The sequence below is a fragment of the Rhizobium sp. 2MFCol3.1 genome (assembly GCF_000377565.1).
In the GTDB taxonomy this organism is placed as follows: Bacteria; Pseudomonadota; Alphaproteobacteria; order Rhizobiales; family Rhizobiaceae; genus Rhizobium.
In genome coordinates this window covers 395742-418638 of record NZ_KB898357.1, presented here as the reverse complement: position 1 = coordinate 418638, position 22897 = coordinate 395742, and the positions used below count along the sequence as shown (strand labels likewise).

Here is a 22897-nt window from a genome sequence, read left to right as displayed (position 1 = left end):
GCCAGAAAACTCGTCATTCTCGCCAACACAATCCTTACCCGAAAGACCGAATGGACGCCGAAATATGTGAATGGATGAGACATGGTTGCTCCCCGCGGGGGAGAAGGGACTCGTGGCGGGCCTCTTGCTCCCCCTCTCCCCAGCGGGGAGAGGGTAGGGTGAGGGGGCCACGCGCGCCAACGCTGGCCACCCCATATCCGTCGAGCGAGCCCTCAAGCTGCCTTCGCCACATCCCCATGCGGGTCGAGCACGAATTTCGTCGCGGCCCCGTGGTCGAAGCTCTCGTAGCCCTGAACGGCCTCTTCGAGCGGGATCACCTTGGCGTTGACGATATCGGCGATCGGCAGGCGGTCGTGGAGGATCGCCTGCATCAGCTGCCGGTTATACTTCAGCACCGGCGTCTGGCCGGTGTGGAAGGATTGTGCCTTGGCCCAGCCGAGGCCGAAGCGCAGCGACAGGTTGCCGGTCTTGGCCGCGCTGTCGACGGCGCCGGGGTCCTCGGTCACATAGAGGCCGGGAATGCCGATCGAGCCGGCGGCGCGGGTGATGTCCATCATCTGGTTCAACACGATCGCCGGCTGCTCGCCGCCCGAATGGCCGCGCGCCTCGAAGCCGACCGCGTCGATCGCGCTGTCCACTTCGTTGCTTCCCGTCACCTGCGCGATCATGTCGCCGAGACGGTCGCTCTTCGACAGATCGATCGGCTCGAAACCGACGCGGGCGGCATGCGCCAGGCGATCCTTGTTGAAGTCGCCGATCATCACCACGGCGGCACCCAGGATGCGGGCGGAAGCGGCAGCCGCAAGCCCGACCGGGCCGGCGCCCGCGACATAGACGGTCGAGCCGACGCCGACGCCGGCGCGCACCGCGCCATGGAAGCCTGTTGGAAGGATGTCGGAGAGCATGGTGAGATCGCGGATCTTCTCCATCGCCCGGTCGCGATCCGGAATTTTCAGGAGGTTGAAGTCCGCGTAAGGGATGGTCACGTAGCGGGCCTGGCCGCCGATCCAGCCGCCCATGTCGACATAACCATAGGCGCCGCCGGCGCGCGACGGGTTGACGGTGAGGCAGACGCCGGTGTCCTGCGACTTGCAGCAGCGGCAGCGGCCGCAGGCGACGTTGAACGGTACGGAGACGATGTCGCCCACCTCGAGCATCTCGACGTCGATGCCCTTTTCGATGATCTGGCCGGTGATTTCATGGCCGAGAACCAGCCCCGGCATCGCCGTGGTGCGGCCGCGCACCATGTGCTGGTCCGATCCGCAGATATTGGTCGAGATCACCTTCAGGATCACGCCATGCTCGATGCGGCGCCCATCGGGTGCCTCGAGCTTGGGATCGTCGATGTCATGGATTTCGACAACGCCGGGCCGCATGTAGACGACGCCACGGTTCTTGCTCATTTTCATCTCCTCCGTTGAAAATGCTCACCTCCGCGCGGGCTCCTCTTCCCGTGCGGTCATGCGTCGCAGCTTAGAGGAGAATGTCGCCGGCGTCGTCCCGTTTACGACGGTTTTTCCGCCCGAAACGGCCATCGTGCAGTCGTAACGCCCTGGGTTTCGGGCGTTTCGCAGCGGAACATGGGGCGTTGCTACATTTAGCCGCAAGCATCGCTCCGGTAAGTATTTCTCAATTGCCATTTGTCAAACCGGTTGCCGGTTGAGGAGGGCCAGAGCGAAAAGATTGAAGAAAGACCGGGGCTTACGATGATGAATTTGAAGATCAGGACACTGATACCAGCGCTGTTTGGCGGCGTTGTTGTCTTGGGTGTCATTCAGGGCGGCTTGGCGCTCAACTCTATTTCCAATCTCGAAACACAGTCGCAGTTGATGGTCCGCAACATGACCGGCAACGCCTTCCTGGCCGCGCTCGACAAGAGCTTCGGCGATCAGCGCCGCCATGTCACGGCCATGCTGTCGGCAACTGGCCCGCAGGAGATCGCAACGCTCGAGAAGGCGCTGGAAGATGTCCGCGTCGTTCGCGACGAGGCGCTCGCTTCCTTCGAAACCCGCGTCACCCTGCCGGCCACCCGCGCCAAGGTCGAGACGCTGAAAAAGGACTTCCGCGACTACGACAATTTCGGCGCGACGATCGCGAAGATGGCGACCTCGGGCGAGCAGGCGAACCTGAAGACGTTCATGGTCGAGAACATGGACCCGATCAGCACTGAGGCCAGCGGCATCATCAAGGGCGTGGTCGACAACAACAAGACCCTGGCGGCAACATCGATCACGATCTCCAGCGACGTCATCAGCTTCGCCCGGATCTCGACGATCGCGGCCGTCGCCATCGCGGCCCTTCTCGCCATCGCCGCCGCCTTCATCTCGTTCTTCCGCGTGGCGCGGCCGATCAGCGACATCACCAGTGCGATGAACAAGCTTGCATCAGGCGACAACAGCCATGAGATCCCGCACGGCGCCCGCCGCGACGAGATCGGCGAAATGGCCGCCGCCGTCACTGTCTTCCGCGAAAACGCGCTGGAGCGCGAACGCCTCGAGCGCGAAACGGAAGCCAATCGCAGCCTCAGCGAAAACGAGCGCATCGCCCGCGAAACGCAGAAGGCACGCGAAGCCGAAGACGTCCGCTTTGCTGTCGATGGCCTCGGCGTCGGGCTGCAGCGCCTGTCGGATGGCGACATGACCTACCGTCTCGAAACGCCCTTCGCTGATCAGCTGGACGCGCTGCGCATCAGCTACAACGAATCGATCGGCCGTCTGCAGGAAACGCTGCGCACGGTTGGCGAGAATGCCCGGATGATCGATGCCGGCGCAGCCGAGATCAAGGCGTCGGCCGACGATCTGTCCCGCCGCACCGAACAGCAGGCAGCCTCCGTCGAGGAGACGGCCGCCGCACTGGAACAGGTGACGACCGCAGTCAAGGATTCGGCCACCCGCGCCGGTGACGCCGGCGAACTCGTCAAGCGCGCCCAGGCCGGCGCCGAACGCTCCGGCGACATCGTCCGCGAGGCGGTCGATGCCATGCATGAGATCGAGCAGTCGTCGAGCCAGATCTCGAACATCATCGGCGTCATCGACGACATCGCCTTCCAGACCAACTTGCTGGCGCTGAACGCCGGTGTGGAAGCGGCGCGTGCCGGTGAAGCCGGCAAGGGCTTCGCGGTCGTGGCCCAGGAAGTGCGCGAACTCGCCCAGCGCTCGGCCAACGCCGCCAAGGAGATCAAGCAGCTGATCACCAAGTCCGGCGAACAGGTGCGCGGCGGCGTCGATCTCGTCGGCCGCACCGGCAAGGCGCTGCAGGAGATCGTCTCCGAAGTGCAGGACGTCAACCGCAACGTCCAGTCGATCGTGCTTTCGGCGCGCGAACAGTCGACCGGCCTGTCGGAGATCAACACCTCGGTGAACCATATGGACCAGGGCACGCAGCAGAACGCGGCCATGGTGGAGCAGGCGACCGCGGCAAGTCACGGCCTCGCGACCCAGGCGGCAACCCTGCTGGAGCTCCTGTCGCAGTTCAAACTCGACGACCGCGCCGTCAGCGCCGCAACGTCAAGCTCGCGTCCGGTACAGTCGCCGGCCCGTGCGCTCGCCGATCGCCTGACGTCGTCCTTCGGCGGCCGCTCCGCCGCCTGACCGCGGCTTGGCAATCATCGTTCAGAAGGCGCGGCCGGCACCGGTCGCGCCTTTTTCCATGGCTAATCTTTGCATCTTGCCCGCAGCCGCATTCCCACTATGCTTTGCGGATAACAACATGTCGGGAGGCGACCATATGATCCTGCACTCAGTGCTGATGCGGCTGAAATCGGCCATCACGGGCGAAGAGAAGCAGTCCCTGTTTGAACAGATCGTCGCGCTGAAGCAGGTCATTCCGGGTATTCTGGATATCAAATACGGCCCGAACGTCTCGCCAGAGGGCCTGCATGCCGGCTTCGTCGATGGCTTTGCCGTTACCTTCGAAAGCCCGGAGGCGCGCGACGCCTATCTCGTCCATCCCGAGCATGTCGCCGTCGGCGAGCGCATCGTCTCGTCGCTGGATGGCGGCCTCGGCGGCCTGATCGTCTTCGACCTGCAGGTCTGATCCCGCAGGTCGAACGTCTCGGTTTCCGTCGTCAGCTGCCCTTGCGCATCGCGGCGGAGATCTGGTCGACATTGTAGCGGAACATCTTCTCGTAGTTGGATGCCGGGCCCTTGGCATCCGACAGCGACTCTACATAGAGCTCGCCGCCGGGCTCAGCCCCCGTTGCCTTGGCGATCTGCTTGACGAGGCGCGGATCGTTGGAGTTCTCGAAGAAGTACGTCTTCACGTGCTCGGCTTTGATCTGCTCGATCAGCTGGGCAACTTCGGCGGCTGACGCCTCGCTTTCGGTGGAGACGCCGAGCGGCGCCAGGAAGCTCACATGATACTCCCGGCCGAAATAGCCGAAGGCGTCGTGGCTGGTCAGAACCTTGCGGTGATCCTCGGGGATATCCTTGAACTTCGCCTTGGCATAGGCGTCCATCTCGTCGAGCTTCTTGGTGTAAGCCGCGGCATTGGCCTTGAACGCCGCCGCATCCGCAGGATCGGCCGATGAAAGCGCCTTCTCGATGTTGGCGACCCAGACCTTGACACTGACGGGGCTGTTCCAGACGTGCGGATCGGTCACTGTCTTGCCGTCCTCTTCCATGGTGCGCGTCTTCACGCCCTCGGAGACGGTCACCGGCGTGCCCTTGTAGCCCGATGCCGCGATCAGCCGGTCCATCCAGCCCTCCAGTCCTTCGCCGCTGACGAAGGTGACCTTCGCGGCCTTCAGGTTCTTGGCGTCGGTCGGCGACGGCTCGAATTCGTGGGGGTCGCCGTTCGGCCCGACGAGGCTCTTGACGTCGACATGGTCGCCGCCAACCTGTTTGACGACATCGGCCAGCACGGTGAAGGAGGCCACGACCTTCAGCGTTTCGGCCGAAGCCGGCATGGCCGAGAAGGCCATCAGCGCGGGAAGCGAGGCGGCAAGAAGCAATCTTCTATGGGGCATAGAAGGATCCTTTGGTTAGCCCTTGAGATGGGCGCGGGGGAAAAGACGCCGGGCAAGGCCCGACGGTGCGAAAAAGATGGAGAAGCCGTAGATCGCCGCCGCCGTCATGATGATCGTCGGCCCGGAGGCGAGCTCTAGATGATAGGAGGCGATCAGCCCGAAATAGCCGGATGCCGCGGCACTCAAGGCCGCCACCAGCATCATCGAGGGCAGACTGCGCGACCAGAGCTGCGCGATCGCAGCCGGCAGCATCATCAGCCCCACCGCCATCAGCGTACCAAGCGCCTGGAAGCTGGCGACGAGATTGAGCACGACGAGCAGCAGGAACAGGAAGTGATAGACCGGACCGCGCCCGCCGATCGCCCTGAGGAAACTCGGGTCAAAGCATTCGGCGATCAGCGGCCGGTAGATCGCGGCGAGCACGATCAGCGTCAGCGTCGTGATCGCGCCGATCTGGTAGAGGGCAGGGGGATCGATGGCGAGGATGGTGCCGAACAGCACATGCAGCAGATCGATATTGGACCCCCTCAGCGAGACGATCAGCACGCCCAGCGCCAGCGATGCCAGATAGAAGCTGGCAAAGCTCGCATCCTCCTGCAGCACCGTCACACGGCTGACCGCGCCCGACAGCAAAGCCACAGCGAGCCCCGCCACCAGCCCGCCGATCCCCATCGCCGTCAGCGACAGCGACCCGGCGACGAGATAGCCGATCGCCGCCCCCGGCAGGATCGCATGGCTCATCGCATCGCCCATCAGGCTCATGCGCCGCAACATCAGGAACACACCGATCGGCCCGGAACCGAGCCCGAGGCAAAGGCACGCGACCAGCGCCCGGCGCATGAAGCCGTAGTCGACAAAGGGCGCGAAGAAGAGATCGTAGATGGTCATGCGGCCGGCGCGCAGGCGTCTGCGTCCTCATCCCAGCGCTCGGCCATCGCCCGCGCCTTCAACAGGTTCTCGGCCGACATCGCGGAAGCGGTCGGGCCCCAGTCGATCATCTCGCGGGCGAGAAGCAGCGTCTGCGGGAAATGCGCGCGGATCTGCTCGAAATCGTGCAGCACCGCCACGATCGTGCGCCCGTCGCCATGCCATCGCCTGATCATCTCGATCAGGTCGCGGGTGGTGCGGGCATCGATCGCGGTAAAGGGCTCGTCGAGCAGGATCACCTTGGCATCCTGCAGCAATAGCCGCGCAAACAGCACGCGTTGCAGCTGGCCCGACGACAGCGACCCGATCTGCCGCCGCTCGAAACCTTCGAGCCCGACCGCCGCGATCGCCTCACGCGCCCTCACCATCTCCGCACCCGAAACCCGCGAAAACGCCCCCGCCTGCCGCCATGCGCCGAGCAGCACGGTATCGAGCACCGAGATCGGAAACCGCCTGTTGATATCGGCCGCCTGCGGCAGATAGCCGAAATCGGTGCGCTGCAGCCGATGCTCCACGCGCCCCTCGCTCGGCCTGAGCTCACCCATGATCGCCTTCAAAAGCGTCGATTTCCCCGCGCCGTTCGGCCCGGCAATGGCCGTCAGACTGCCGGCCGCTATCGCGCCGGAGACGTGGTGCACAGCCGGGTGCCGGTTATAGGCGACGGTAAGATTGGAAAGCCGGATCAGATCTTCGCTCATGGCAGCACCACCGCCCATGCGATCGCGATCCAGAGCAGGGCGGTGACGACAACAGCGCCGATCACGCGGCTCATCGCCGATGTGCCCAACAGGCCGGCGGCGAGATTGTTTAGGAGGGTCATTCTCGGCACTCAGTATGTAATAACATTACTTTGTAACGTTATAACGATATTTTCAATGAGGACGCAAGCGCTCGAGCGCGAAAATATCGGCGACCAGCAGAGGTTTGTGGAGAACAGGAAGTGGAAGGCGGACTGGGAGGACGCCGCCGCCACTCTCTCGGCGTCATCCTCGGCCAACGTGCCGAGGATCTAAGCACGCAGCCGCGAATGCAACGGTTCAGGGGGATGAGAGGAGCCGGAGCCACTGGAGTTGGTGGGTGATGCGTACTTGCGTCTGAGCCGGCACCCGCAGCCCCGTCCTCGCCCAGCGTCCATTCACGTTGAGCCAATTGCACCGACAGCAGATACTCGGGACGGGCCCGAGTATGACGGTTGAAAGGATGGATACGTCTCTAACCTATTGAAAGGACGTCGCTTCCTACGCTCTCGGCGTCATCCTCGGGCTCGTCCCGAGGATCTAAGCACGCCGCCAGAAACGCAACGGTGCGTTAAAAACGCAAGAGAGCCAAGGCCCGCAGCAACCCGCCACGGAAGCCAGCGCAGCGTGGCCAAGCGCAGGGCGAAGCCGACACGCGGCCCCGCCCCGCAACATCACATCAAAGCTGCTCGATCATCGTCGCAGCGCTCGAAACCGTCGCCTGGCCGGGATTGTCTTCGACGTTGAGCGACTTCACGACACCGTCCTCGACCAGCATCGAGTAGCGCTTGGAGCGCACGCCGAGGCCGCCGCCGGAGAGGTCGGCGTCGAGGCCGATGGCTTTGGTGAAGGAAGCGTCCCAGTCGGGGAGGAAATGGATCTTGCCCATGCCGCCGGAGGATTGCGCCCAGGCGCCCATCACGTGCCAGTCGTTGACGGCGATGACGGCGATGTCGTCGACGCCCTTGCCGAGAATGGTGTCGCGGTTTTCGAGATAGCCGGGCAGGTGGTTGAGCGAGCAGGTCGGCGTGAAGGCGCCGGGCACGGCGAAGAGCACCACGCGCTTGCCCTTGAACAGCGCCTCGGTCGTGGTCTCGACCGGACCGTCAGCCGTCTTTTCCTTGAAGGTCGCCGAAGGCAGCGTGTCGCCGATTGCAATGGTCATGACTATCTCCTGGTTATTGTTTGGCAGGCGCCGCCGAGGGCCGCCTAAGTTGAGATCAATGGCAGGTGTGAATGATAGGATCGGCCTATTTGAAAGCAAGCGGGCTTTCGATGGCGCGGGCACCGTCGATCACAAGCGCGCTCCAGCTCTTGCCCGATATGTCGTAATTCTTCGGCAGCTTGCCGATCGCAACTGTCGTCGTCAGCGACGTGCCATCGCGCTTGCTCATCAGCTGCTTGGTAAACACATAGCCGCTCGGGCCGGCAATGGCGACGTCGGGCGTCGTGTCGCCGATATCGGGGAGCGTGATATTGAGCGTCAGCTCCTTCAGGTCGGCCGACAGCGTGTGCTTGGTCACCTTGAACTTGGAGGAAGGCGCCTCCGGCAACCGCGCGTCGGCGGCGTCCAGTATGGCCTTTTCCTCCGGCTCCGATTGTCCTGCCGCAGCGAGGCGAACGGTGAGATCGGCCTGGAAGGGCACGCAGATATCCTTGCAGATACCGATGAAGGCCTGCGCCTTGATCTCGGTGGCACCGCTCGTGGCCGAAAGCGTGAGCGGCAGCGTCACCGGCGCGTCGTAGCCGATGTCGTCGAGCCTCTCGTCCTTGATGTGCTTCGGGATCGGGTAGCCGATCTTATCGAGCGTCACGCCTGTCTCGGGCGCGATCGTGATCTGCGGGGGGATGCCGCTATTGCCCGGCTCGCGCCAATAGGTGATCCATCCGGCATTGGGTTCGATCTGCAGCCCGGCGCGGATCTTGCCGTGCGCGTCGGGCGCCATCGCCACCAGCCGCATCCGCCCGCCGGCATTGTCGACCCATTCGCTGGTGCCCGCCTGCGCTGTGGAGAGCGCGGCTGAGGACAGGCCAAGAGCCGTGGCGAGGATTAGGACGAGATGTCTTTTGTGCGGGGCAAAGGTCATGCGGCAATGGTTATTCAAATCCGCTGCCCTTCGCCAGCAGCCGCATCCGATTTAATTTTCATTTTCAGTTGATTGAAACAGGACATTGGCCCATGTTTCTCTTGTCGGCGCCTCGAGCGGTCTGGCATCAGGAGGTATCATGTCCCTGTCGACCCTGAAAAACAGACGTGAACGCGGCTTCTTCGACGGCCAGTTCCTGATCGCCATGCCCGGCGTATCGGACAGCAATTTCGCCCGCACCGTCATCTATGTCTGCGCCCATTCCGATGCCGGCGCCATGGGTTTCATCATCAACCGCTCTCAGGAGCTTTCGTTCACTGACGTGCTCATGCATCTCGACATGATCAAGAGCGACGAGGCGATCCTCATGCCGCCGCCATCTGGCGACCTGTCGATCCAGACGGGCGGGCCTGTGGAAAGCGGCCGCGGTTTCGTTCTGCATTCCGATGATTATCTCTGCGATTCCAGCATTCCCGTCAGCGACGATATCTGCATGACGGCGACGCTCGACATCATCCGTGCCATTGCCAAGGGCGAGGGGCCGAAGCGCGCCACCATGCTGCTCGGCTATGCCGGCTGGGGTGCTGGCCAGCTCGAAGCCGAGATCGCCAGCAATGGCTGGCTGAATTGCCCGGCCAACGATGCCCTCATTTTCGATCCCAATCTGGATGATAAATACGAGCGCGCATTGGCCGGCATGGGCATTTCGGCCGCCATGCTCTCCACTGAAGCCGGCCACGCCTGAAGCTGAAAAAATTCGCGGAACGAATAGCCGCGAACCACGTTCTCTTTTCGCACCGGGCACGAGGCCCGTACCAAAAGGAGACATCAGATGGGTAGCACCAGCGACAAGATTTCCGGCAAGGCCAACGAAATCGCCGGCAAGGCGAAGCAGGCTGTCGGCAAGGCGACCGGCGACAATTCGACCCGCGCCAAGGGCGCCGTCCAGGAAGCCAAGGGCAAGGCACAGACTGCCAAGGGCAATGCAAAGGACAAGCTGAAGGATGTCGTCGATCGCATGTGATCGAAAGCATCCACGCAATGGCCCGTCGCGCATCCGCGCTGCGGGTCGTTTTGTATCAACACCACGCTATGGGGCGTTCCATGCGGCTTTTCGCCTGCGATAACTGCGATCAGGTCGTGCACTTCGACAACCGGCAATGCGTTCGCTGCAACCATCGCCTCGGCTTCCTGCCTGATGACCTCTCGATGCGGGCACTCGAGCCGCGCGACGACACGCTGTGGCAGCTGACGTCGGACCCTCAGCGCGCGGTGCGCTTCTGCGCCAATGCCGGTCTCGATATCTGCAACTGGCTGGTCAATGCGGATGACGAAAATCCGTTTTGCATCGCCTGCCGCTACAATCGCCTGGTGCCGAATACCCATACGCAGGAGGGGATCGATCGCTGGCGTCGCATCAGCCAGGCGCAGCGCCATCTCTTCTACTCGCTCTTGCGCTGGCGCCTGCCGCCGCCCGATCGGATCGAGGATCCGCAAGGCGGGTTGGTATTCGACTTTCTCGAGGATGAGGTGCAGGTCGACGGCAACGTCATCCCGGCCATGACCGGCCACGACGAAGGTGTCATCGCCATCCGCGCAGCCGAGGCCGACGACATCACCCGCGAACTTGCCCGCGCCTCGATGAACGAACCCTATAGAACGCTGCTCGGCCATTTCCGCCACGAGATCGGGCACTTCGTCTGGAACCGCCTGGTCCGCGACCGCGACGCCTTCGATGGCTTCCGCGCCGTCTTCGGCGATGAGCGCCAGGATTATGGCCAGGCGCTGCAGAACCATTACCAGAACGGCGCGCCTCTCGGCTGGCAGCAGAGTTTCATCAGCGCTTATGCTGCGGCCCATCCCTGGGAGGATTTCGCCGAGTGCTTCGCGCACTATCTCCATATCGTCGATACGCTGGAGACCGCGCGCGGCTTCGGCATCGCGATCGATCCGCGCGGTCATGAGGAAATGGCGTCTGAGGTGGATTTCAATCCCTATCGGGCAGCGAGCGCCGAGCAATTGGTCAGCGCCTGGGTGCCGCTATCGGTAGCGATCAACGCCATCCAGCGCAGCATGGGCCAGCCGGATTCCTACCCCTTCGTGCTGTCGAACGCTGTCGTCGAAAAGCTCGAATATCTGCATCGGCTGATCCAGGATCGCGTCGCCGAGCCACGGCAAGTCGCGGCCTGAATATTAGGTGCCTGAACCTTGGCGGCCTGAGAGACCTCAGGCGCGCTTGGTCAGAGGAAACCGTTCCTTCAGCAGCCGCAGTACCGATTCCGACGCCATCGGCGGGCCGAAGAGATAGCTCTGGCCGTAGGTGCAGCCCATCTTCGCCAGCTCGATCGCATCCTCGTTGGACTCGATCCCCTCGGCGACGACCTTCATCTCAAGCTCCCGCGCCATCGAGATCACCGAGCGCAGCACGGTCGACTTGCGGTCGCTGGTGTCGCAGACCAGCGTCTTGTCGAGCTTGATCGTGTCGAACGGGAAGCGGGTGAGGTAGGAGAGCGAGGAGTAGCCGGTGCCGAAATCGTCGAGCGCCAGCCCAAGCCCGATCTCGCGCAGCTTGCCGAGCACCAGGCGCGCCTGCTCCGGGTTTTCCATCACCATCGTCTCGGTCAACTCCAGCTTCAGCCGGGTTGGATCGCAATGGGTCTTGGCGAGAACCGAGCGGACGTCGTCATAGAGATCGTTGTTCAGCAGCTGCGAGCTGGAGAGGTTGATCGACACGAAGATCGGCAGCTCGCCGGTCTGGCTCTCCCAGGCCATCAGGTCGTTGGTCGCCTGTTCGAGCGCGAAGACGCCGAGCATGTTGATGATGTCGGAAGCTTCCGCGATCGGGATGAACTCCGACGGCGGGATGTTGCCGCGCTTCGGATGCTCCCAGCGCATCAGCGCCTCGAAGCCGGCGATCTCCACATCTTCCAGGCCGGCAATCGGCTGGTAGACCATCGACAGTTCCTTGCGCTCCAGCGCACGGCGGAGATCCGATTCCAGCTGCAGCCGATCGGCGCCGAAGTCGCGGAAGGCAGGCTGGAACGGCTCGACGCGATTGCTGCCGGCACGTTTCGCTCGGTACATGGCAAGCTCGGAATCGCTGAGCATCCCCGTCGCGTTTTCCTGCTGGTCGACGAAGGAGGCAAGCCCGATCGACGCCGTCAGGATGATCTCGCGGTTGGCGAAGTTGATCGGCACCATGATCGCCTTGCTGATCGCATCGGCGAAGTCGGCGATCTTGGTGGGATCGCGCTCGGAAACCAGAATGAGGCCAAACTGGTCGCCGGAGAGCCGCGCCAGCGTGTCCTGCGGCTTCAACAGTCGGCGAAGACGGCGCGTCAGCGCGATCAGAATGTTGTCGCCGGCCGCCACGCCAAGCGCGTCGTTGACCAGCTTGTAGCGATCGATATCGATCACCATCACGGTCGGCCTCAGCGTATCGCCACCTGGCGCCAGCGCCAGCACGCCCTGCAGGCGGTCGAGGAACAGCTGGCGGTTGGGAAGGCCGGTCAGGTTGTCGTGCAGCGCGTCCTGCAGCAGCCGGTCGATCGAGTTCTTCTGCTCGGTCACGTCGATGACGGTGCCGACGCAGCGGATCACCTCGCCGTTGGAATCGAGCACCGGCCGGGCGCGGATCAGCAGCCAGTGGAAATGCCCGTCCTCGGCGCGGATGCGGAACTCGTGGTTCAGCCGGCCGCGGCGATGTTCGAGCAGCACGTCGAGCGTGGCGCGGAAGCGGTCGCGATCGTCGGGGTGCAGGCGCGGCAGCCAGTTGCGGGCGGCACCATGCATCGTGCCGGGCGAAAGGCCGAGCTTGACCGAGACATCGGGGATGGTGACGACGCGGTCGCGCGCCACGTCCCAATCCCACACCATGTCGCCGGAGCCAGTCAGCGCCAGCGATTGCCGTTCGAGATCGGAGAACAGGCCCTGCTGGAACGTGCCGCCGGCAAAGGCGTGCTGCATGACGGTGAAGCCGATCAGAAGCACGATCAGCACGAGACCACCGCCGAGCGCCGGCTGGATGATGTCGTTGTCGAGCTGGCCGGTGATCGTCAGCCAGCCGCCGAACAGCCACACCAGGATCAGCGCCCATGCGGGCACGAGCAGGATGGCGCGGTCGTAGCGGTTGAGGCCGAGATAGATGATCAGCAGCAAGCCCAGCGTCGCGGTGAGCGCGAAGGAGAGGCGGGCGATACCGGCGGCGATGGCCGGATCGTAGATCGCGACGCCGAAGAGCAGCGCCAGACCCAGCACCCAGGCCAGCGTCACGTAGCCGAGATGCGTATGCCACCGGTTTAGGTTGAGATAGGTGAACAGGAAGATGACGAAACTCGATGCCAGCGCCACTTCCGCGCAGGCGCGCCATATTCGCTGGTCCGCCGAAGCGATGCTGACGAGCTTGCCGAGAAAGCCGAAATCGACGCAGATATAGCCGAGCACCGCCCAGGCGAGCGCGGCGGTCGCCGGCAGCATCGAGGTGCCCTTGACGACGAAAAGGATGGTGAGGAACACCGCCAGCAGGCCGGCGATCCCAAGCACGATGCCGCGATAGAGCGTGAACGCGTTGATCGTGTCCTTGTAGGCGTCGGGCTCCCACAGATAGATCTGCGGCAGTTCCGGCGTCGAAAGCTCGGCGACGAAGGTGATGACGGAGCCCGGGTTGAGCGTGATGCGGAAGACGTCGGAATCGTCGCTCGGCTGCCGGTCGAGCGCGAAGCCTTCGCTCGGCGTGATCGCGATGATGCGCTGCGAGCCGAGGTCAGGCCAGAAAAGCTTGGAATTCACCAGACGGAAATGCGGTGCGACGATGACGCGTTCCAGCTGCTCGTCGGAAACGTTGGCAAGCGCGAAGACCGCCCAGTCGCCCTGGTGGTTGCCGGAGCTCGAGCGCACCTCGATGCGCCGGCGGATGCCGTCGGCGCCGGCCGCGGTAGACACCTGAAAGGCCTCACCCTGGTTGGCGTAGATCTCGGTGGTCTTGGTCAGATCGAGCGCGGTGTCGTCGCGGGAAATCTTCACCGGTTCGGCCGCCTGCGCGACCCCTGCCATCAGCGCCAAAGCCGACAGGAAAAGCGCTGCGATCACCGCGACGAAACGTCCAGATGGTGATGGGTGCAGCATGCGTTTGTTGGTCATCGGCTGTCGGTTATCCTGCCTTTATCCGTATCGGTGGCGAGCAGTGAAAACATCACGTGATCATGCCACTGACCGTTGATCTTCAAGTATCCGCGCAGATAGCCTTCCCGCTGAAACCCGGCTTTTTCAAGCAGGCGGATGCTCCGAGCATTGTCTGGAATACAGGCTGCTTCGATACGGTGCAACTCAAGGCCTGCGAAGATGTAGGGTATAACCAATTGAAGTGCGGCGAACATATGGCCCTGGCCGGCATGCGCTTCGCCCATCCAGTAGCCGATCATGCAGCTCTGTGCCGCCCCGCGCCTGATATAGCCGATGGTGATGCCGCCGAGCAGCGTCATGTTTTCACGGTGGAAAAGCAGCAGCGGAACGGCCTGGCCTGACGCGTATTCCTGCTTGCCGCGAATGACGCGCGCCCGGTACGAGCCTTCCGTCAGCTCATCGCGGCGCCAGGTCGGCTCCCAGCGTTCGAGAAAGCCGCGGCTTGCCGACCGCAGCTTGTGCCACTGGTTGAAATCCTGGTAGCGCGGCAGCCGCAGCACATAATTGGCGTCTTCGATTTCAACTGCTTCCGGCTGCCGAGACAGGAACCGAAACACCGATTTTGGCATCGATTACTCCCGGAGCCGCGAATGCAGGTTCAAAGTACGGCTTGCTTGCCCTGTGGGGCAGGCGAGGTGAGCGACGCGGCGATGTCTTCCATCGGCGCCAGATGCTCGAGCGGGCCGATCGCCGACAGCGTCGGCACGGTGTCGAAGAACAGCCGGCCCGCAAGGTCGGTCAGGCGTTCGATGGTGATGCCTTCGAGCCGCTCCATCATTTCAGGATTGGAGATCGGCCGGCCGTAGAGCATCATCTGCCGCGCCACCTGGCCGGCGCGCGCCGCCGGGCTTTCCTGGCCCATCAGAAGCTGGGCGCGGATCTGCGCGCGGGCACGCTCGATTTCCTTCTGGTCGATGGAGGTCGCCGACTTGTGCAGCTCGTCGATGATCACAGGCACCAGTTCCGGCAGGTTCTCGCCGCCGGTCGCGGCATGAATGCCGAAGATGCCGGTGTCGGAAAAGCCCCAGTGGAAGGCATAGATCGAATAGCAGAGCCCGCGGATTTCGCGCACTTCCTGGAACAGGCGGGAAGACATGCCGCCGCCGAGGATGTTGGCGAGGATCTGCGAACAGTAGAAGTCGCGCGCGTGATAGGCCTTGCCCTCGAAGCCGAGCAGGATCTGGGCGTCCATCAGGTCGCGCGTCTCGCGGATGTTGCCGCCGATGTACTTGGCGGGGTCCATGACCGGCGTGGCGCTCGGCGCGGTCGGGAGCGAGGCGAATCGCTCCTCGACCATGCGCACGAACTCGTCGTGCTGCACGGCGCCGGCTGCGACCACGAACATGCGATCGGTCGTGTAGTTGCGGCTGAGATAGCCGCGGATCTGCTGCGGCGTGAAGGACACCACCGTCTGCGGCGTGCCGAGAATGGCGCGGCCGAGCGTCTGGTCGCGATAGGCGACTTCGGAAAACCGATCGAACACCACATCGTCGGGCGTGTCGTTGGCGGCGTTGATTTCCTGCAGGATGACCTGCTTCTCACGCTCCAGCTCTTCCTCTTCGAAAGCGGATTCAGTGAGGATGTCAGCCAGGATATCGACGGCGAGCGGCACGTGGTCTTTCAGGACGCGCGCGTAGTAGGAGGTCGTTTCGGTCGAGGTGGCGGCGTTTACTTCGCCACCGACATCCTCGATCTGTTCGGCGATCTCGCGGGCGCTGCGGCGCGCGGTTCCCTTGAAGGCCATGTGTTCGAGCAGGTGGGCAATCCCGTGCTCGTCTGTCGTCTCGTTGCGCGAACCTGATTTGATCCAGACCCCGAGCGCTGCACTTTCGAGGTGCGGCATGGTCTGTGTCACTACTGTCAGCCCGGATTTGAGCCGGGTGCACTCAACTGTCATTGGCTATCTTTCTGCGCCTTCTGCCGATTAGGCCCGGGAATGCTCGTCGATAAATGTTTCTACCTCTTTGAGCTCGGGCTTAACGATCTGAAAGCGCTCCTCCTTGTCCATCAAATCAGCAAGCCACGTCGGGAGCGCGGGGTCAATACCGGATGCGGATTTTACGGCGGCGGGGAACTTAGCCGGATGCGCGGTGGCCAGCGTCACCATCGGTGAATTGGCCTTTTCATGCTTGTCAGCCACGAAAACGCCGATCGCCGAATGCGGATCGAGCAGGTAGCCGGTCTTTTCGAGCGTGGTCTTGATCGTCTCGGCCACCTGCTTTTCGCTGGCGCGGCCGGCGCGGAAATCCTTCTTGATGAAGGACATGGCATCGGCCGAAATATCGAAACCGTTCGATTGCTTCAGGCTGTCCATGGCAGCGCGAACCTTCGAGGCATCGCGGCCATAGGCCTCGAACAGCAGCCGTTCGAAATTCGACGAAATCTGGATGTCCATCGACGGCGAGGTCGTCGCCTTGACGTCCTTCATCTCGTAGCGGCCGGTCTTGATCGTGCGCGCCATGATGTCGTTTTCGTTGGTGGCAACGACCAGCTTGCCGATCGGCAGGCCCATGCGCTTGGCGCAGTAACCGGCGAAGATATCGCCGAAATTGCCGGTCGGCACGGTGAACGAGACCTTGCGATCAGGTGCGCCGAGCGTGATCGCCGTCGTGAAATAATAGACGATCTGCGCCATGATGCGCGCCCAGTTGATCGAGTTGACGCCCGAGAGCTTCACCTTGTCGCGGAAGGCGGCATCGTTGAACATCGCCTTCACGAGGTTCTGGCAATCGTCGAAATTGCCCTCGACGGCGAGCGCATGCACGTTCGACGCCGTCGACGTCGTCATCTGCCGCTGCTGAACCGGCGAAACCTTGCCATGCGGGAAGAGAATGAAGATGTCGGTGCGCTCGCGGCCGGCGAATGCGTCGATCGCGGCCCCGCCCGTGTCGCCCGAGGTGGCGCCGACGATGGTGGCGCGCTCGCCGCGCTTTTCCAGCGCATAATCCATCAGCCGTGCCAGAAGCTGCATCGCCACATCCTTGAAGGCGAGCGTCGTGCCGTGGAAGAGCTCCATCACGAAGCTGTTCGGGCCGGTCTGCACCAAAGGCGCGATCGCCGGATGGCGGAAGGTGCCGTAGGCTTCGTCGATCATCGCCCGGAAGGTGTCGGCTGGGATTTCACCGTTGGTGAATGGCGACAGGATGGTGAAGGCGATATCATGGTAGCTCTTGCCGCGCAGTGCCCGGATTTCCTTCTTGGAGAACTGCGGCCATTCGCGCGGCACATAGAGGCCACCGTCACGCGCCAGACCCGCCAGCAATGCATCGCAGAAACCGAGAGCAGGCGCTTTGCCGCGGGTCGAGATATATTCCACTGTCGTCATCCTTGATGTGCCGGCCTAAATAAAATCCGGATTGAAGAGAAAACCTGTGTCGCGCCGCCTCTTGGCCGCAGCTCTGGCCTTCGCCGGCTGCAATCCCGAAATGTGCATCAAAACAGTGCTTACCCAATCGATTTTTGTTTGCGCCGCTGATATAGACCATCGCAAACTGTCACGAAAGGCCCTGTTTTCACTCAGCAGGCCTGGCAAAAAACTTTGTGAAGAGGGTGGAATAATCGTGCTCGGCAAGGTCTCTCGTCTTATCGCTTCCGTATCCTTCGCGGCTGTTCTGGTCGGCTGCAACTCGCTCGGGATGGGCGGTGGTGAGACGAAGACGGCGGAAACGGCACCATCAGGCGCCACCGGCCAGATCATGCCGCTGTCGCCCGCCAACCCGTCCTCCAACGATCCGTCGATCGGCACCGCCACGACAGCATCCGGCAATACGGCGCGCGTCGTCCAGGGCGCTTGCCCGACCATCTACATGAAGGACGCCGACGCGATCCTCTACCGCTACGCAGGCGGCGCCAAGACCGGCGCGCCCGACAAGCTCTCCTTCCAGGCCTCGATCGGCAACTACACGCGCCAGTGCACGCTGAACGACCAGAACCTCGTGATGACCGTCGTGGCACAAGTCCGCGTCGTCGCGGGCCCGGCCGGCACCGGCGGCAACGTCACGCTGCCGATCCGTATCTCCGTCTTCGACGGCGAAGACGCGCTCTATTCCGAAGTCACCAACTTCCCCGCCCAGATCGACCCGACCGGCGCCACCCAGGTCCTGTTCCGCAAGGACGACATCAAGCTCCCCGTCGGCTCCGGCGCACTGGTCCGCGTCAACGTTGGCTTCGACCAGGGCGCGCCTGCCAAGGGCAAGGGCAAGGGCAAGAAGAAGTCTAGCTAAGGTTTGGGGTAGGGGGATCGCGGTTGCCGAGGTATCGCGATTTCAAGTTTGAGGGCGTGCCGTGAGGCCCCCTCATCCGACCCTTCGGGCCACCTTCTCCCCGTTGGGGAGAAGGGAAGATGGAGCGAGTGGCCGGCCCCGAGTCTCTTCTCCCCAACGGGGAGAAGGTGCCGGCAGGCGGATGAGGGGGCTCACGGCACAACGCCAACCACGTAATCCCTCAAACACCCCTCAATCCAAACTCACGCCACGCCTTCCCACTCCGCAAGCGCCGCAACTACACCCGGCAGATCCACCATCCGCGAAATCACCGTCTCGGCACCCGCATCCGTCAACCGGTCGGCATGCGAGGGGTAGGTGTGCGAGGCGCCGGTGAAGCCGATCACCCGCATGCCGGCGGCGCGGGCCGCGTGGACGCCGTGCACGGAATCCTCGACCACCACGCAGCGCGACGGCGAAGCGCCCATCTGCTTGGCGCCATGCAGGAAGATATCGGGCTTCGGCTTGACGCGGTCGGCGCCAAGATCCTTGGCCGAGAAGATGTTCGGCGCGAAGAACTGGCTGAGCCCCACCTTCGAGAGCATCATGGTCAGCCGCGCGCTCGACGAGTTCGAGCAGATGCAGCGCTTGAGATCGATGCGCTTGATGGCCGCCTCGACGCCCGCGATCGCCTGCACGTCGGAAGCGAGGCGCATGTCGAGCAGCTTCTCGGACTTGTCGAGCAACGAGGCCGAGAGCGGAATGCTGGCGTCGCGCTCCACTTCCATGAGGATGTTCTGCCAGGTCATGCCGGAGAAGCGCTCGCCCATCTCCTCGATGCTGATAGGGTAGCCGGCCTCCGTCAGAAGCTTGGACTCCACGTCCGCCGCGATGATTTCGGAATCGACCAGAACACCGTCGCAGTCGAAAAGGATGAGGTCGAAGCCATTCATGTCTATCAAGCCTTGTTGGGGGATGCTGCGGCTTTACACGATGCCTCGCCCGATCTCAACCGGCCGGGCGTCATGGCTGGCCTGCGGGTGCTGGGTGGCTAGGGTTGCGCTCAATTGAAATGCCTGCGGATGCAGGCGCTTGCCGCCTCGACAAGCCATCTCGACAAGCCACGGCTCGCCCTCTAATGGATGAGTATGGCCAAGGAACCGGAAGACACAATCGCAAGCCGCATCAGCCGCGTGCTCGCCGACCGCATCGTTCGCGGCGAACTGCCGGCCGGCTTCCGTCTGCGCCAGGATCATATCGCCGAGGAGTTCGGCGCCAGCCACGTGCCCGTGCGCGAAGCCTTCCGCCGCCTGGAGGCCCAGGGGCTGGCGATCAGCGAGCCGCGCCGCGGCGTGCGCGTCGCCTCGTTCGACATCAAGGAGGTGCGCGAGGTGGCCGAGATGCGCGCCGCACTCGAGGTCCTAGCGCTGCGCCACGCCGCCAAGCATCTGACGCCCGCCATCCTCGATGCCGCCGAGGACGCGACCCGCGAGGGCGATGCCGCGGCCGACGTTCATGCCTGGGAGGAGGCCAACCGCCGCTTCCATCGCCTGATCCTGACGCCCTGCAACATGAGCCGTCTGCTCGCCTCGATCGACGATCTCCACGCCGCCAGCGCTCGCTTTCTGTTTTCCGCCTGGCGTTCGGGCTGGGAAAAGCGCACCGACCACGACCACCGCGCCATCCTCGTGGCTTTGCGCCAAGGCAGGGCGGAAGAGGCGGCCGGCATCCTTGAGCGACACGTCCAGTGGATCGGTCGCGCGCCGAAATCCACCAACAAGGCTGGCGAAAACGGCGAAGCGTTCGCCATCGTCGGCTGATTTTCCAAAATTATAGATAATTTTTAATGGTCGTGATTTTCCCGGAAAATCGCGCCGTTACGCCTGCTTTCATGGTCGATCGTGCACGCGCTCTCGTTTGTCCACTGCACAATCGCGTCGCACCCGCTTGCCATCGCGAAAAATCTCTCTCATAAAATAGATGGGAATCAAAAATTATCTATAATTTGAGAAGGAGAGTTCATGTCCCTGTTCGATCAATCCCAGGAGTTCCGTTTCGACCCGCTGCGCCTCGCTGCTCGGCCGGCCGCCATCAAGGCCGTCTTCGTGCTGGCCGGCACGCTCGTCCTGGCACTAGCCTCGCAGATCTCGGTGCCGATGGTGCCGGTGCCGATCACGATGCAGACCTTCGCGGTGACGATGATCGGCGCGCTCTATGGCCGGCGTCTCGGCGCGGCGACGGTTCTGGCTTGGCTCGCTGAAGCAGCCATGGGCTTCCCGGTTCTGGCTGGCGGCGCCGGTGGTCTCGCCCCCTTCGCCGGTCCTACGGCGGGCTATCTCGCATCCTTCCCTGTGATCGCGGCGCTTGTCGGCTGGCTTGCCGCGCGCGGCTGGACCGGCGACGCCGTGATCCGCAGCTTCGCCGCTCATTTCGCCGCCAATATCCTGTGCCTGGCGATCGGTGGCCTGTGGCTCGCAAACCTGCTCGGCATGGAAAAGGCCTGGCTGCTCGGCGTCGCCCCCTTCATTCTCGGCGCGGTGTTGAAGTCGGCGCTGGCGGCAGCCGTGCTGAAGGGTATCAGGATCTATACCGGCCGCTGAAATGACCGTTCGCCTGCGCGCCCACCACCTGCTCTGCATGCTGACCTTCGTCGGTGAAGGCTACACGCCCGCCTTCACCGAGAACTACATGCGTATCGCCCGGCGCCTCTCGTCGGGCGAGGAGATCGAGGTGGTCGACGGCCCCGACGATATCTGCGCGCCGCTGCTCTCGGGAGCGGCGGCGCATTGCCACAACGACAGCGTCGTGGCGCGGGACAGGGCGGCGGCGCAAGCCGTCGGCCGTCTGTTGGGGATGGCGGTCTGGAAAGGCACCCGCATCTATCCCGACGCGGCGCTGCTGGAACGCCTGCGCCGCAATTTCGCTCTCGGCACGATCCGCAAGGCTTGCGAAGAGTGCGAATGGAGCGAACTCTGCAACGATATCGCCGAGCGCGGCTTTACCGATGTGCTGGTCGCGCCAAGCTGACGCATGTCTCCCGAAAGTGGTTCACGGTTTCGGGACAAAGACATGCGCAAAAACAAGAGCCTCTACCGGAAACAGTGCCAGGAACTGTCGCTCTCCATCAGGCGAAAAGATCACCGAGCGGCTGCCCGCCGTACGACGCGCCCAGCCCTTGTCGAAGAAACTCGCAAGCAGCGCCTTGCCGAGACTGCCCGCCAGATGCGCCCGCCGCTCGCTCCAATCGAGGCAGGAGCGGCAGAGTGGCCGCCGCGAAGCCTTGAGGTCGGCGACATTAATCCCGATGCACTGGAACGTCTCCTCGCCCTTCGCCGTCAGCGCCAGCCCGTCGCCGACGGCGTCGATCGCGCCTTTGGCGACGAGGCTATCCAGCATCCGCACCCCGTAATCGCCGGCCAGATGGTCGTAGCAGATCCGCGCCTTGCGCAGCGCCGGCTCCTTCGGTCCCGGCTGGTGGCGCAGATGCCCGCGGCTCGCCGCAAAGCCCATCATGCTTTCGATCAGCCGCGCCACAGTTTCATCGGCAAGAGTGAAATAGCGATGCCGCCCCTGCTTGCGGGGAAGGAGCAGCCCGCCGGCCTCGAGCTTGGCGAGATGCGCGCTCGCCGTCTGCAGCGTGATGCCGCCGACCGCGGCAAGCTCGGTAGCGGTCAGTGCCTTGCCACCCGTCAGCGCGGCCAGCATGTTGGCGCGGGCGGGATCGCCGATCAGCGCGCCGATCTGGGCGATATCAGGTCCTTCCTTCACGGCTCACCTCCTGCAGATGTCATCTTCCATACTTCGACCGTAGCCGAAGCATCTCCGTCCCGCAACATGGCAAAACCATCCTGCAATCAAGGAGAAAAAAGATGATCACCTGCTTCATCCGCTACGAAATCGACCCGTTCAAGAAGGATGCCTTCGCCGAATATGCGCGCAACTGGGGCCAGGCTATCCCGCGCAACGGCGCCGACCTCATCGGCTACTTCGCCCCGCACGAGGGTTCCGCGACCACGGCCTACGGCGTCTACAACATCGAAAGCCTCGCCGCCTACGAAGCCTACCGCGCCCGCCTTGCCGCCGACCCGCTCGGCCGCGAGAACTACGAATTCGCAATAGGCGAACGCTTCATCCTCAAGGAAGATCGCATCTTCCTGAAGAACGTCTCGCTCCCCCATGCCGCAAAGGTGCTGCCATGATCGCCGTTATCTTCGAAGTTCTGCCCTACATGGGCGAGCGCCACACCTATCTCGACCTCGCCGGCGAACTGCGCGCCGAATTGGAGAAGATGGATGGCTTCATCTCCATCGAGCGCTTCGAAAGCCTGACCATGCGCGGCAAGCTGCTGTCGCTCTCCTTCTGGCGCGACGAGGACGCGGTCAAACGCTGGCGCAACCTCGAACACCACCGCGCCGCCCAGGCCGCCGGCCGCGGCGGCATCTTCGCCGACTACCGCCTGCGCATCGGCCATGTCGTGCGCGACTACGGGATGAACGAGCGGGACGAGGCGCCGGCAGATAGCCGGGCGGTGCATGATGTGGTGGGTTAGGGATCAGCTCGGCCGCTTCGAAGGGCTGAGCTTTCCATCCTCATCAAGATCGTCAAGTTCGTAAGGCGCATCGGTTTCAACGCGCGCATTGCGGATCAGCCGAATTTCTTCATCGGTCAACTCTCCCGCGAGAATGCTCTTCCGGGACGGTTGCTTGCCTGAGCTTTCGGCTGCCTTGGTCGATCGCATCGCGTGTTCGCTCCTGAGAATTCAATCATAGGCAATGGCCCGCAAACCCGGCAAGTGGT

The 22897-nt window shown here is 63.3% G+C and carries 26 protein-coding genes; 12 read left to right on the top strand and 14 right to left on the bottom strand.

All coding sequences use genetic code 11. The annotated features are described in order from the left end of the window. Positions 1-212: 212 nt before the first annotated feature. The gene (gene fdhA / locus D460_RS0113425) at positions 213-1403 is read right to left on the bottom strand and encodes a formaldehyde dehydrogenase, glutathione-independent (RefSeq protein WP_018899073.1); all 1191 of its coding nucleotides are present in this window, start codon (positions 1401-1403) and stop codon (positions 213-215) included. 303 nt (positions 1404-1706) lie between these two features. Here fdhA and D460_RS0113420 point away from each other — a divergent pair, with 303 nt between their 5' ends. Next, entirely contained in the window at positions 1707-3590 is a 1884-nt protein-coding gene (locus D460_RS0113420; RefSeq protein WP_018899072.1) for a methyl-accepting chemotaxis protein, read from the top strand. Positions 3591-3726: 136 nt separating this feature from the next. Next, on the top strand, positions 3727-4035 hold the full coding sequence (locus D460_RS0113415; protein WP_026283108.1) for a Dabb family protein: 309 nt from the start codon (positions 3727-3729) through the stop codon (positions 4033-4035). A gap of 31 nt (positions 4036-4066) precedes the next feature. Here the strand turns inward: D460_RS0113415 and D460_RS0113410 are convergent, their stop codons facing one another. The 4 genes from D460_RS0113410 to D460_RS37080 are packed head-to-tail and all read right to left on the bottom strand — an operon-like array spanning position 4067 to position 6713. Continuing rightward, entirely contained in the window at positions 4067-4966 is a 900-nt protein-coding gene (locus D460_RS0113410) for a zinc ABC transporter substrate-binding protein (protein ID WP_026283107.1), read from the bottom strand. Between the two features lie 15 nt (positions 4967-4981). Next, positions 4982-5854: a metal ABC transporter permease gene (locus tag D460_RS0113405; RefSeq protein WP_018899069.1), complete on the bottom strand. Its 873-nt coding sequence runs from the start codon at positions 5852-5854 to the stop codon at positions 4982-4984. Continuing rightward, positions 5851-6591, bottom strand: coding sequence for an ABC transporter ATP-binding protein (locus D460_RS0113400; RefSeq protein ID WP_018899068.1), 741 nt, complete (start codon positions 6589-6591; stop codon positions 5851-5853). The genes D460_RS0113405 and D460_RS0113400 overlap by 4 nt, the downstream gene beginning before the upstream one ends. Continuing rightward, positions 6588-6713: a hypothetical protein gene (locus D460_RS37080; protein WP_018899067.1), complete on the bottom strand. Its 126-nt coding sequence runs from the start codon at positions 6711-6713 to the stop codon at positions 6588-6590. Before D460_RS37080 ends, D460_RS0113400 begins: the two co-directional genes overlap by 4 nt. 55 nt (positions 6714-6768) lie before the next feature. Here D460_RS37080 and D460_RS35935 point away from each other — a divergent pair, with 55 nt between their 5' ends. Further along, positions 6769-6906: a hypothetical protein gene (locus D460_RS35935; protein ID WP_018899066.1), complete on the top strand. Its 138-nt coding sequence runs from the start codon at positions 6769-6771 to the stop codon at positions 6904-6906. Between the two features lie 403 nt (positions 6907-7309). Here D460_RS35935 and D460_RS0113385 read toward each other — a convergent pair whose 3' ends face one another. Continuing rightward, positions 7310-7795: a peroxiredoxin gene (locus D460_RS0113385; RefSeq protein ID WP_018899065.1), complete on the bottom strand. Its 486-nt coding sequence runs from the start codon at positions 7793-7795 to the stop codon at positions 7310-7312. Positions 7796-7880: 85 nt separating this feature from the next. Beyond that, complete coding sequence (locus D460_RS0113380) at positions 7881-8591, bottom strand: protein-disulfide reductase DsbD domain-containing protein (RefSeq protein WP_245267747.1); 711 nt, start codon at positions 8589-8591, stop codon at positions 7881-7883. Between the two features lie 265 nt (positions 8592-8856). Here D460_RS0113380 and D460_RS0113375 point away from each other — a divergent pair, with 265 nt between their 5' ends. The 3 genes from D460_RS0113375 (at position 8857) to D460_RS0113365 (ending at position 10907) form a co-directional block, all read left to right on the top strand. Continuing rightward, positions 8857-9462, top strand: coding sequence for a YqgE/AlgH family protein (locus tag D460_RS0113375; RefSeq protein ID WP_018899063.1), 606 nt, complete (start codon positions 8857-8859; stop codon positions 9460-9462). Positions 9463-9549: 87 nt separating this feature from the next. Then, positions 9550-9741, top strand: coding sequence for a CsbD family protein (locus tag D460_RS0113370; RefSeq protein ID WP_018899062.1), 192 nt, complete (start codon positions 9550-9552; stop codon positions 9739-9741). 80 nt (positions 9742-9821) lie between these two features. Then, positions 9822-10907 carry a putative zinc-binding metallopeptidase gene (locus D460_RS0113365; RefSeq protein ID WP_018899061.1) on the top strand — a complete coding sequence of 362 codons (1086 nt, stop codon included), beginning with the start codon at positions 9822-9824 and terminating at the stop codon, positions 10905-10907. Positions 10908-10943: 36 nt separating this feature from the next. Here the strand turns inward: D460_RS0113365 and D460_RS0113360 are convergent, their stop codons facing one another. The 4 genes from D460_RS0113360 to thrC are packed head-to-tail and all read right to left on the bottom strand — an operon-like array spanning position 10944 to position 17223. Continuing rightward, positions 10944-13856 carry an EAL domain-containing protein gene (locus D460_RS0113360; protein ID WP_018899060.1) on the bottom strand — a complete coding sequence of 971 codons (2913 nt, stop codon included), beginning with the start codon at positions 13854-13856 and terminating at the stop codon, positions 10944-10946. Further along, on the bottom strand, positions 13853-14467 hold the full coding sequence (locus D460_RS0113355; RefSeq protein ID WP_018899059.1) for a GNAT family protein: 615 nt from the start codon (positions 14465-14467) through the stop codon (positions 13853-13855). Before D460_RS0113355 ends, D460_RS0113360 begins: the two co-directional genes overlap by 4 nt. Before the next feature lie 29 nt (positions 14468-14496). Next, positions 14497-15795 carry a pitrilysin family protein gene (locus D460_RS0113350; protein WP_026283105.1) on the bottom strand — a complete coding sequence of 433 codons (1299 nt, stop codon included), beginning with the start codon at positions 15793-15795 and terminating at the stop codon, positions 14497-14499. A 27-nt stretch (positions 15796-15822) separates the two neighbouring features. Continuing rightward, on the bottom strand, positions 15823-17223 hold the full coding sequence (gene thrC / locus D460_RS0113345) for a threonine synthase (RefSeq protein ID WP_026283104.1): 1401 nt from the start codon (positions 17221-17223) through the stop codon (positions 15823-15825). A gap of 232 nt (positions 17224-17455) precedes the next feature. Between thrC and D460_RS0113340 the strand changes: the two genes are divergently transcribed. Then, positions 17456-18121, top strand: a complete 666-nt coding sequence (locus tag D460_RS0113340; RefSeq protein WP_026283103.1) for a hypothetical protein — start codon at positions 17456-17458, stop codon at positions 18119-18121. 242 nt (positions 18122-18363) lie between these two features. Here the strand turns inward: D460_RS0113340 and D460_RS0113335 are convergent, their stop codons facing one another. Beyond that, positions 18364-19053, bottom strand: a complete 690-nt coding sequence (locus D460_RS0113335) for an HAD family hydrolase (protein ID WP_018899055.1) — start codon at positions 19051-19053, stop codon at positions 18364-18366. Positions 19054-19248: 195 nt separating this feature from the next. Here D460_RS0113335 and D460_RS0113330 point away from each other — a divergent pair, with 195 nt between their 5' ends. The 3 genes from D460_RS0113330 (at position 19249) to D460_RS0113320 (ending at position 21127) form a co-directional block, all read left to right on the top strand. After that, positions 19249-19920, top strand: coding sequence for a GntR family transcriptional regulator (locus D460_RS0113330; RefSeq protein ID WP_018899054.1), 672 nt, complete (start codon positions 19249-19251; stop codon positions 19918-19920). Between the two features lie 201 nt (positions 19921-20121). After that, positions 20122-20700 carry a biotin transporter BioY gene (locus tag D460_RS0113325; protein ID WP_018899053.1) on the top strand — a complete coding sequence of 193 codons (579 nt, stop codon included), beginning with the start codon at positions 20122-20124 and terminating at the stop codon, positions 20698-20700. Between the two features lies 1 nt (position 20701). Then, the gene (locus D460_RS0113320) at positions 20702-21127 is read left to right on the top strand and encodes a DUF1284 domain-containing protein (RefSeq protein WP_018899052.1); all 426 of its coding nucleotides are present in this window, start codon (positions 20702-20704) and stop codon (positions 21125-21127) included. A 21-nt stretch (positions 21128-21148) separates the two neighbouring features. On the opposite strand, the gene D460_RS0113315 is transcribed toward D460_RS0113320, so the two are convergent. Next, entirely contained in the window at positions 21149-21868 is a 720-nt protein-coding gene (locus D460_RS0113315) for a helix-turn-helix transcriptional regulator (protein WP_018899051.1), read from the bottom strand. Positions 21869-21969: 101 nt separating this feature from the next. On the opposite strand from D460_RS0113315, the gene D460_RS0113310 reads away from it, so the two are divergent. Beyond that, a complete protein-coding gene (locus tag D460_RS0113310; RefSeq protein ID WP_018899050.1) occupies positions 21970-22299 on the top strand; it encodes an NIPSNAP family protein in 330 nt (109 codons plus the stop codon). After that, positions 22296-22649: an antibiotic biosynthesis monooxygenase gene (locus D460_RS0113305; protein WP_018899049.1), complete on the top strand. Its 354-nt coding sequence runs from the start codon at positions 22296-22298 to the stop codon at positions 22647-22649. The genes D460_RS0113310 and D460_RS0113305 overlap by 4 nt, the downstream gene beginning before the upstream one ends. Before the next feature lie 3 nt (positions 22650-22652). On the opposite strand, the gene D460_RS0113300 is transcribed toward D460_RS0113305, so the two are convergent. Further along, complete coding sequence (locus tag D460_RS0113300) at positions 22653-22838, bottom strand: hypothetical protein (protein ID WP_018899048.1); 186 nt, start codon at positions 22836-22838, stop codon at positions 22653-22655. Between the last annotated feature and the right edge of the window lie 59 nt (positions 22839-22897).

What these genes read in the sequence shown, in the direction of transcription:
- D460_RS0113380 (WP_245267747.1), bottom strand. Translation starts at nt 8,591, where the DNA reads ATGCGGCTGGTGGCGATGGCGCCCGACGCGCACGGCAAGATCCGCGCC.
- D460_RS0113400 (WP_018899068.1), bottom strand. Translation starts at nt 6,591, where the DNA reads ATGAGCGAAGATCTGATCCGGCTTTCCAATCTTACCGTCGCCTATAAC.
- D460_RS0113365 (WP_018899061.1), top strand. Translation starts at nt 9,822, where the DNA reads ATGCGGCTTTTCGCCTGCGATAACTGCGATCAGGTCGTGCACTTCGAC.
- D460_RS35935 (WP_018899066.1), top strand. Translation starts at nt 6,769, where the DNA reads ATGAGGACGCAAGCGCTCGAGCGCGAAAATATCGGCGACCAGCAGAGG.
- D460_RS0113420 (WP_018899072.1), top strand. Translation starts at nt 1,707, where the DNA reads ATGATGAATTTGAAGATCAGGACACTGATACCAGCGCTGTTTGGCGGC.
- D460_RS0113405 (WP_018899069.1), bottom strand. Translation starts at nt 5,854, where the DNA reads ATGACCATCTACGATCTCTTCTTCGCGCCCTTTGTCGACTACGGCTTC.
- D460_RS0113300 (WP_018899048.1), bottom strand. Translation starts at nt 22,838, where the DNA reads ATGCGATCGACCAAGGCAGCCGAAAGCTCAGGCAAGCAACCGTCCCGG.
- D460_RS0113330 (WP_018899054.1), top strand. Translation starts at nt 19,249, where the DNA reads ATGGCCAAGGAACCGGAAGACACAATCGCAAGCCGCATCAGCCGCGTG.
- D460_RS0113360 (WP_018899060.1), bottom strand. Translation starts at nt 13,856, where the DNA reads ATGACCAACAAACGCATGCTGCACCCATCACCATCTGGACGTTTCGTC.
- D460_RS0113305 (WP_018899049.1), top strand. Translation starts at nt 22,296, where the DNA reads ATGATCGCCGTTATCTTCGAAGTTCTGCCCTACATGGGCGAGCGCCAC.
- D460_RS0113310 (WP_018899050.1), top strand. Translation starts at nt 21,970, where the DNA reads ATGATCACCTGCTTCATCCGCTACGAAATCGACCCGTTCAAGAAGGAT.
- thrC (WP_026283104.1), bottom strand. Translation starts at nt 17,223, where the DNA reads ATGACGACAGTGGAATATATCTCGACCCGCGGCAAAGCGCCTGCTCTC.
- D460_RS0113385 (WP_018899065.1), bottom strand. Translation starts at nt 7,795, where the DNA reads ATGACCATTGCAATCGGCGACACGCTGCCTTCGGCGACCTTCAAGGAA.
- D460_RS0113375 (WP_018899063.1), top strand. Translation starts at nt 8,857, where the DNA reads ATGTCCCTGTCGACCCTGAAAAACAGACGTGAACGCGGCTTCTTCGAC.
- D460_RS0113415 (WP_026283108.1), top strand. Translation starts at nt 3,727, where the DNA reads ATGATCCTGCACTCAGTGCTGATGCGGCTGAAATCGGCCATCACGGGC.
- D460_RS0113410 (WP_026283107.1), bottom strand. Translation starts at nt 4,966, where the DNA reads ATGCCCCATAGAAGATTGCTTCTTGCCGCCTCGCTTCCCGCGCTGATG.
- D460_RS0113320 (WP_018899052.1), top strand. Translation starts at nt 20,702, where the DNA reads ATGACCGTTCGCCTGCGCGCCCACCACCTGCTCTGCATGCTGACCTTC.
- D460_RS0113325 (WP_018899053.1), top strand. Translation starts at nt 20,122, where the DNA reads ATGTCCCTGTTCGATCAATCCCAGGAGTTCCGTTTCGACCCGCTGCGC.
- D460_RS0113370 (WP_018899062.1), top strand. Translation starts at nt 9,550, where the DNA reads ATGGGTAGCACCAGCGACAAGATTTCCGGCAAGGCCAACGAAATCGCC.
- D460_RS0113350 (WP_026283105.1), bottom strand. Translation starts at nt 15,795, where the DNA reads ATGACAGTTGAGTGCACCCGGCTCAAATCCGGGCTGACAGTAGTGACA.
- D460_RS0113335 (WP_018899055.1), bottom strand. Translation starts at nt 19,053, where the DNA reads ATGAATGGCTTCGACCTCATCCTTTTCGACTGCGACGGTGTTCTGGTC.
- D460_RS0113355 (WP_018899059.1), bottom strand. Translation starts at nt 14,467, where the DNA reads ATGCCAAAATCGGTGTTTCGGTTCCTGTCTCGGCAGCCGGAAGCAGTT.
- D460_RS37080 (WP_018899067.1), bottom strand. Translation starts at nt 6,713, where the DNA reads ATGACCCTCCTAAACAATCTCGCCGCCGGCCTGTTGGGCACATCGGCG.
- fdhA (WP_018899073.1), bottom strand. Translation starts at nt 1,403, where the DNA reads ATGAGCAAGAACCGTGGCGTCGTCTACATGCGGCCCGGCGTTGTCGAA.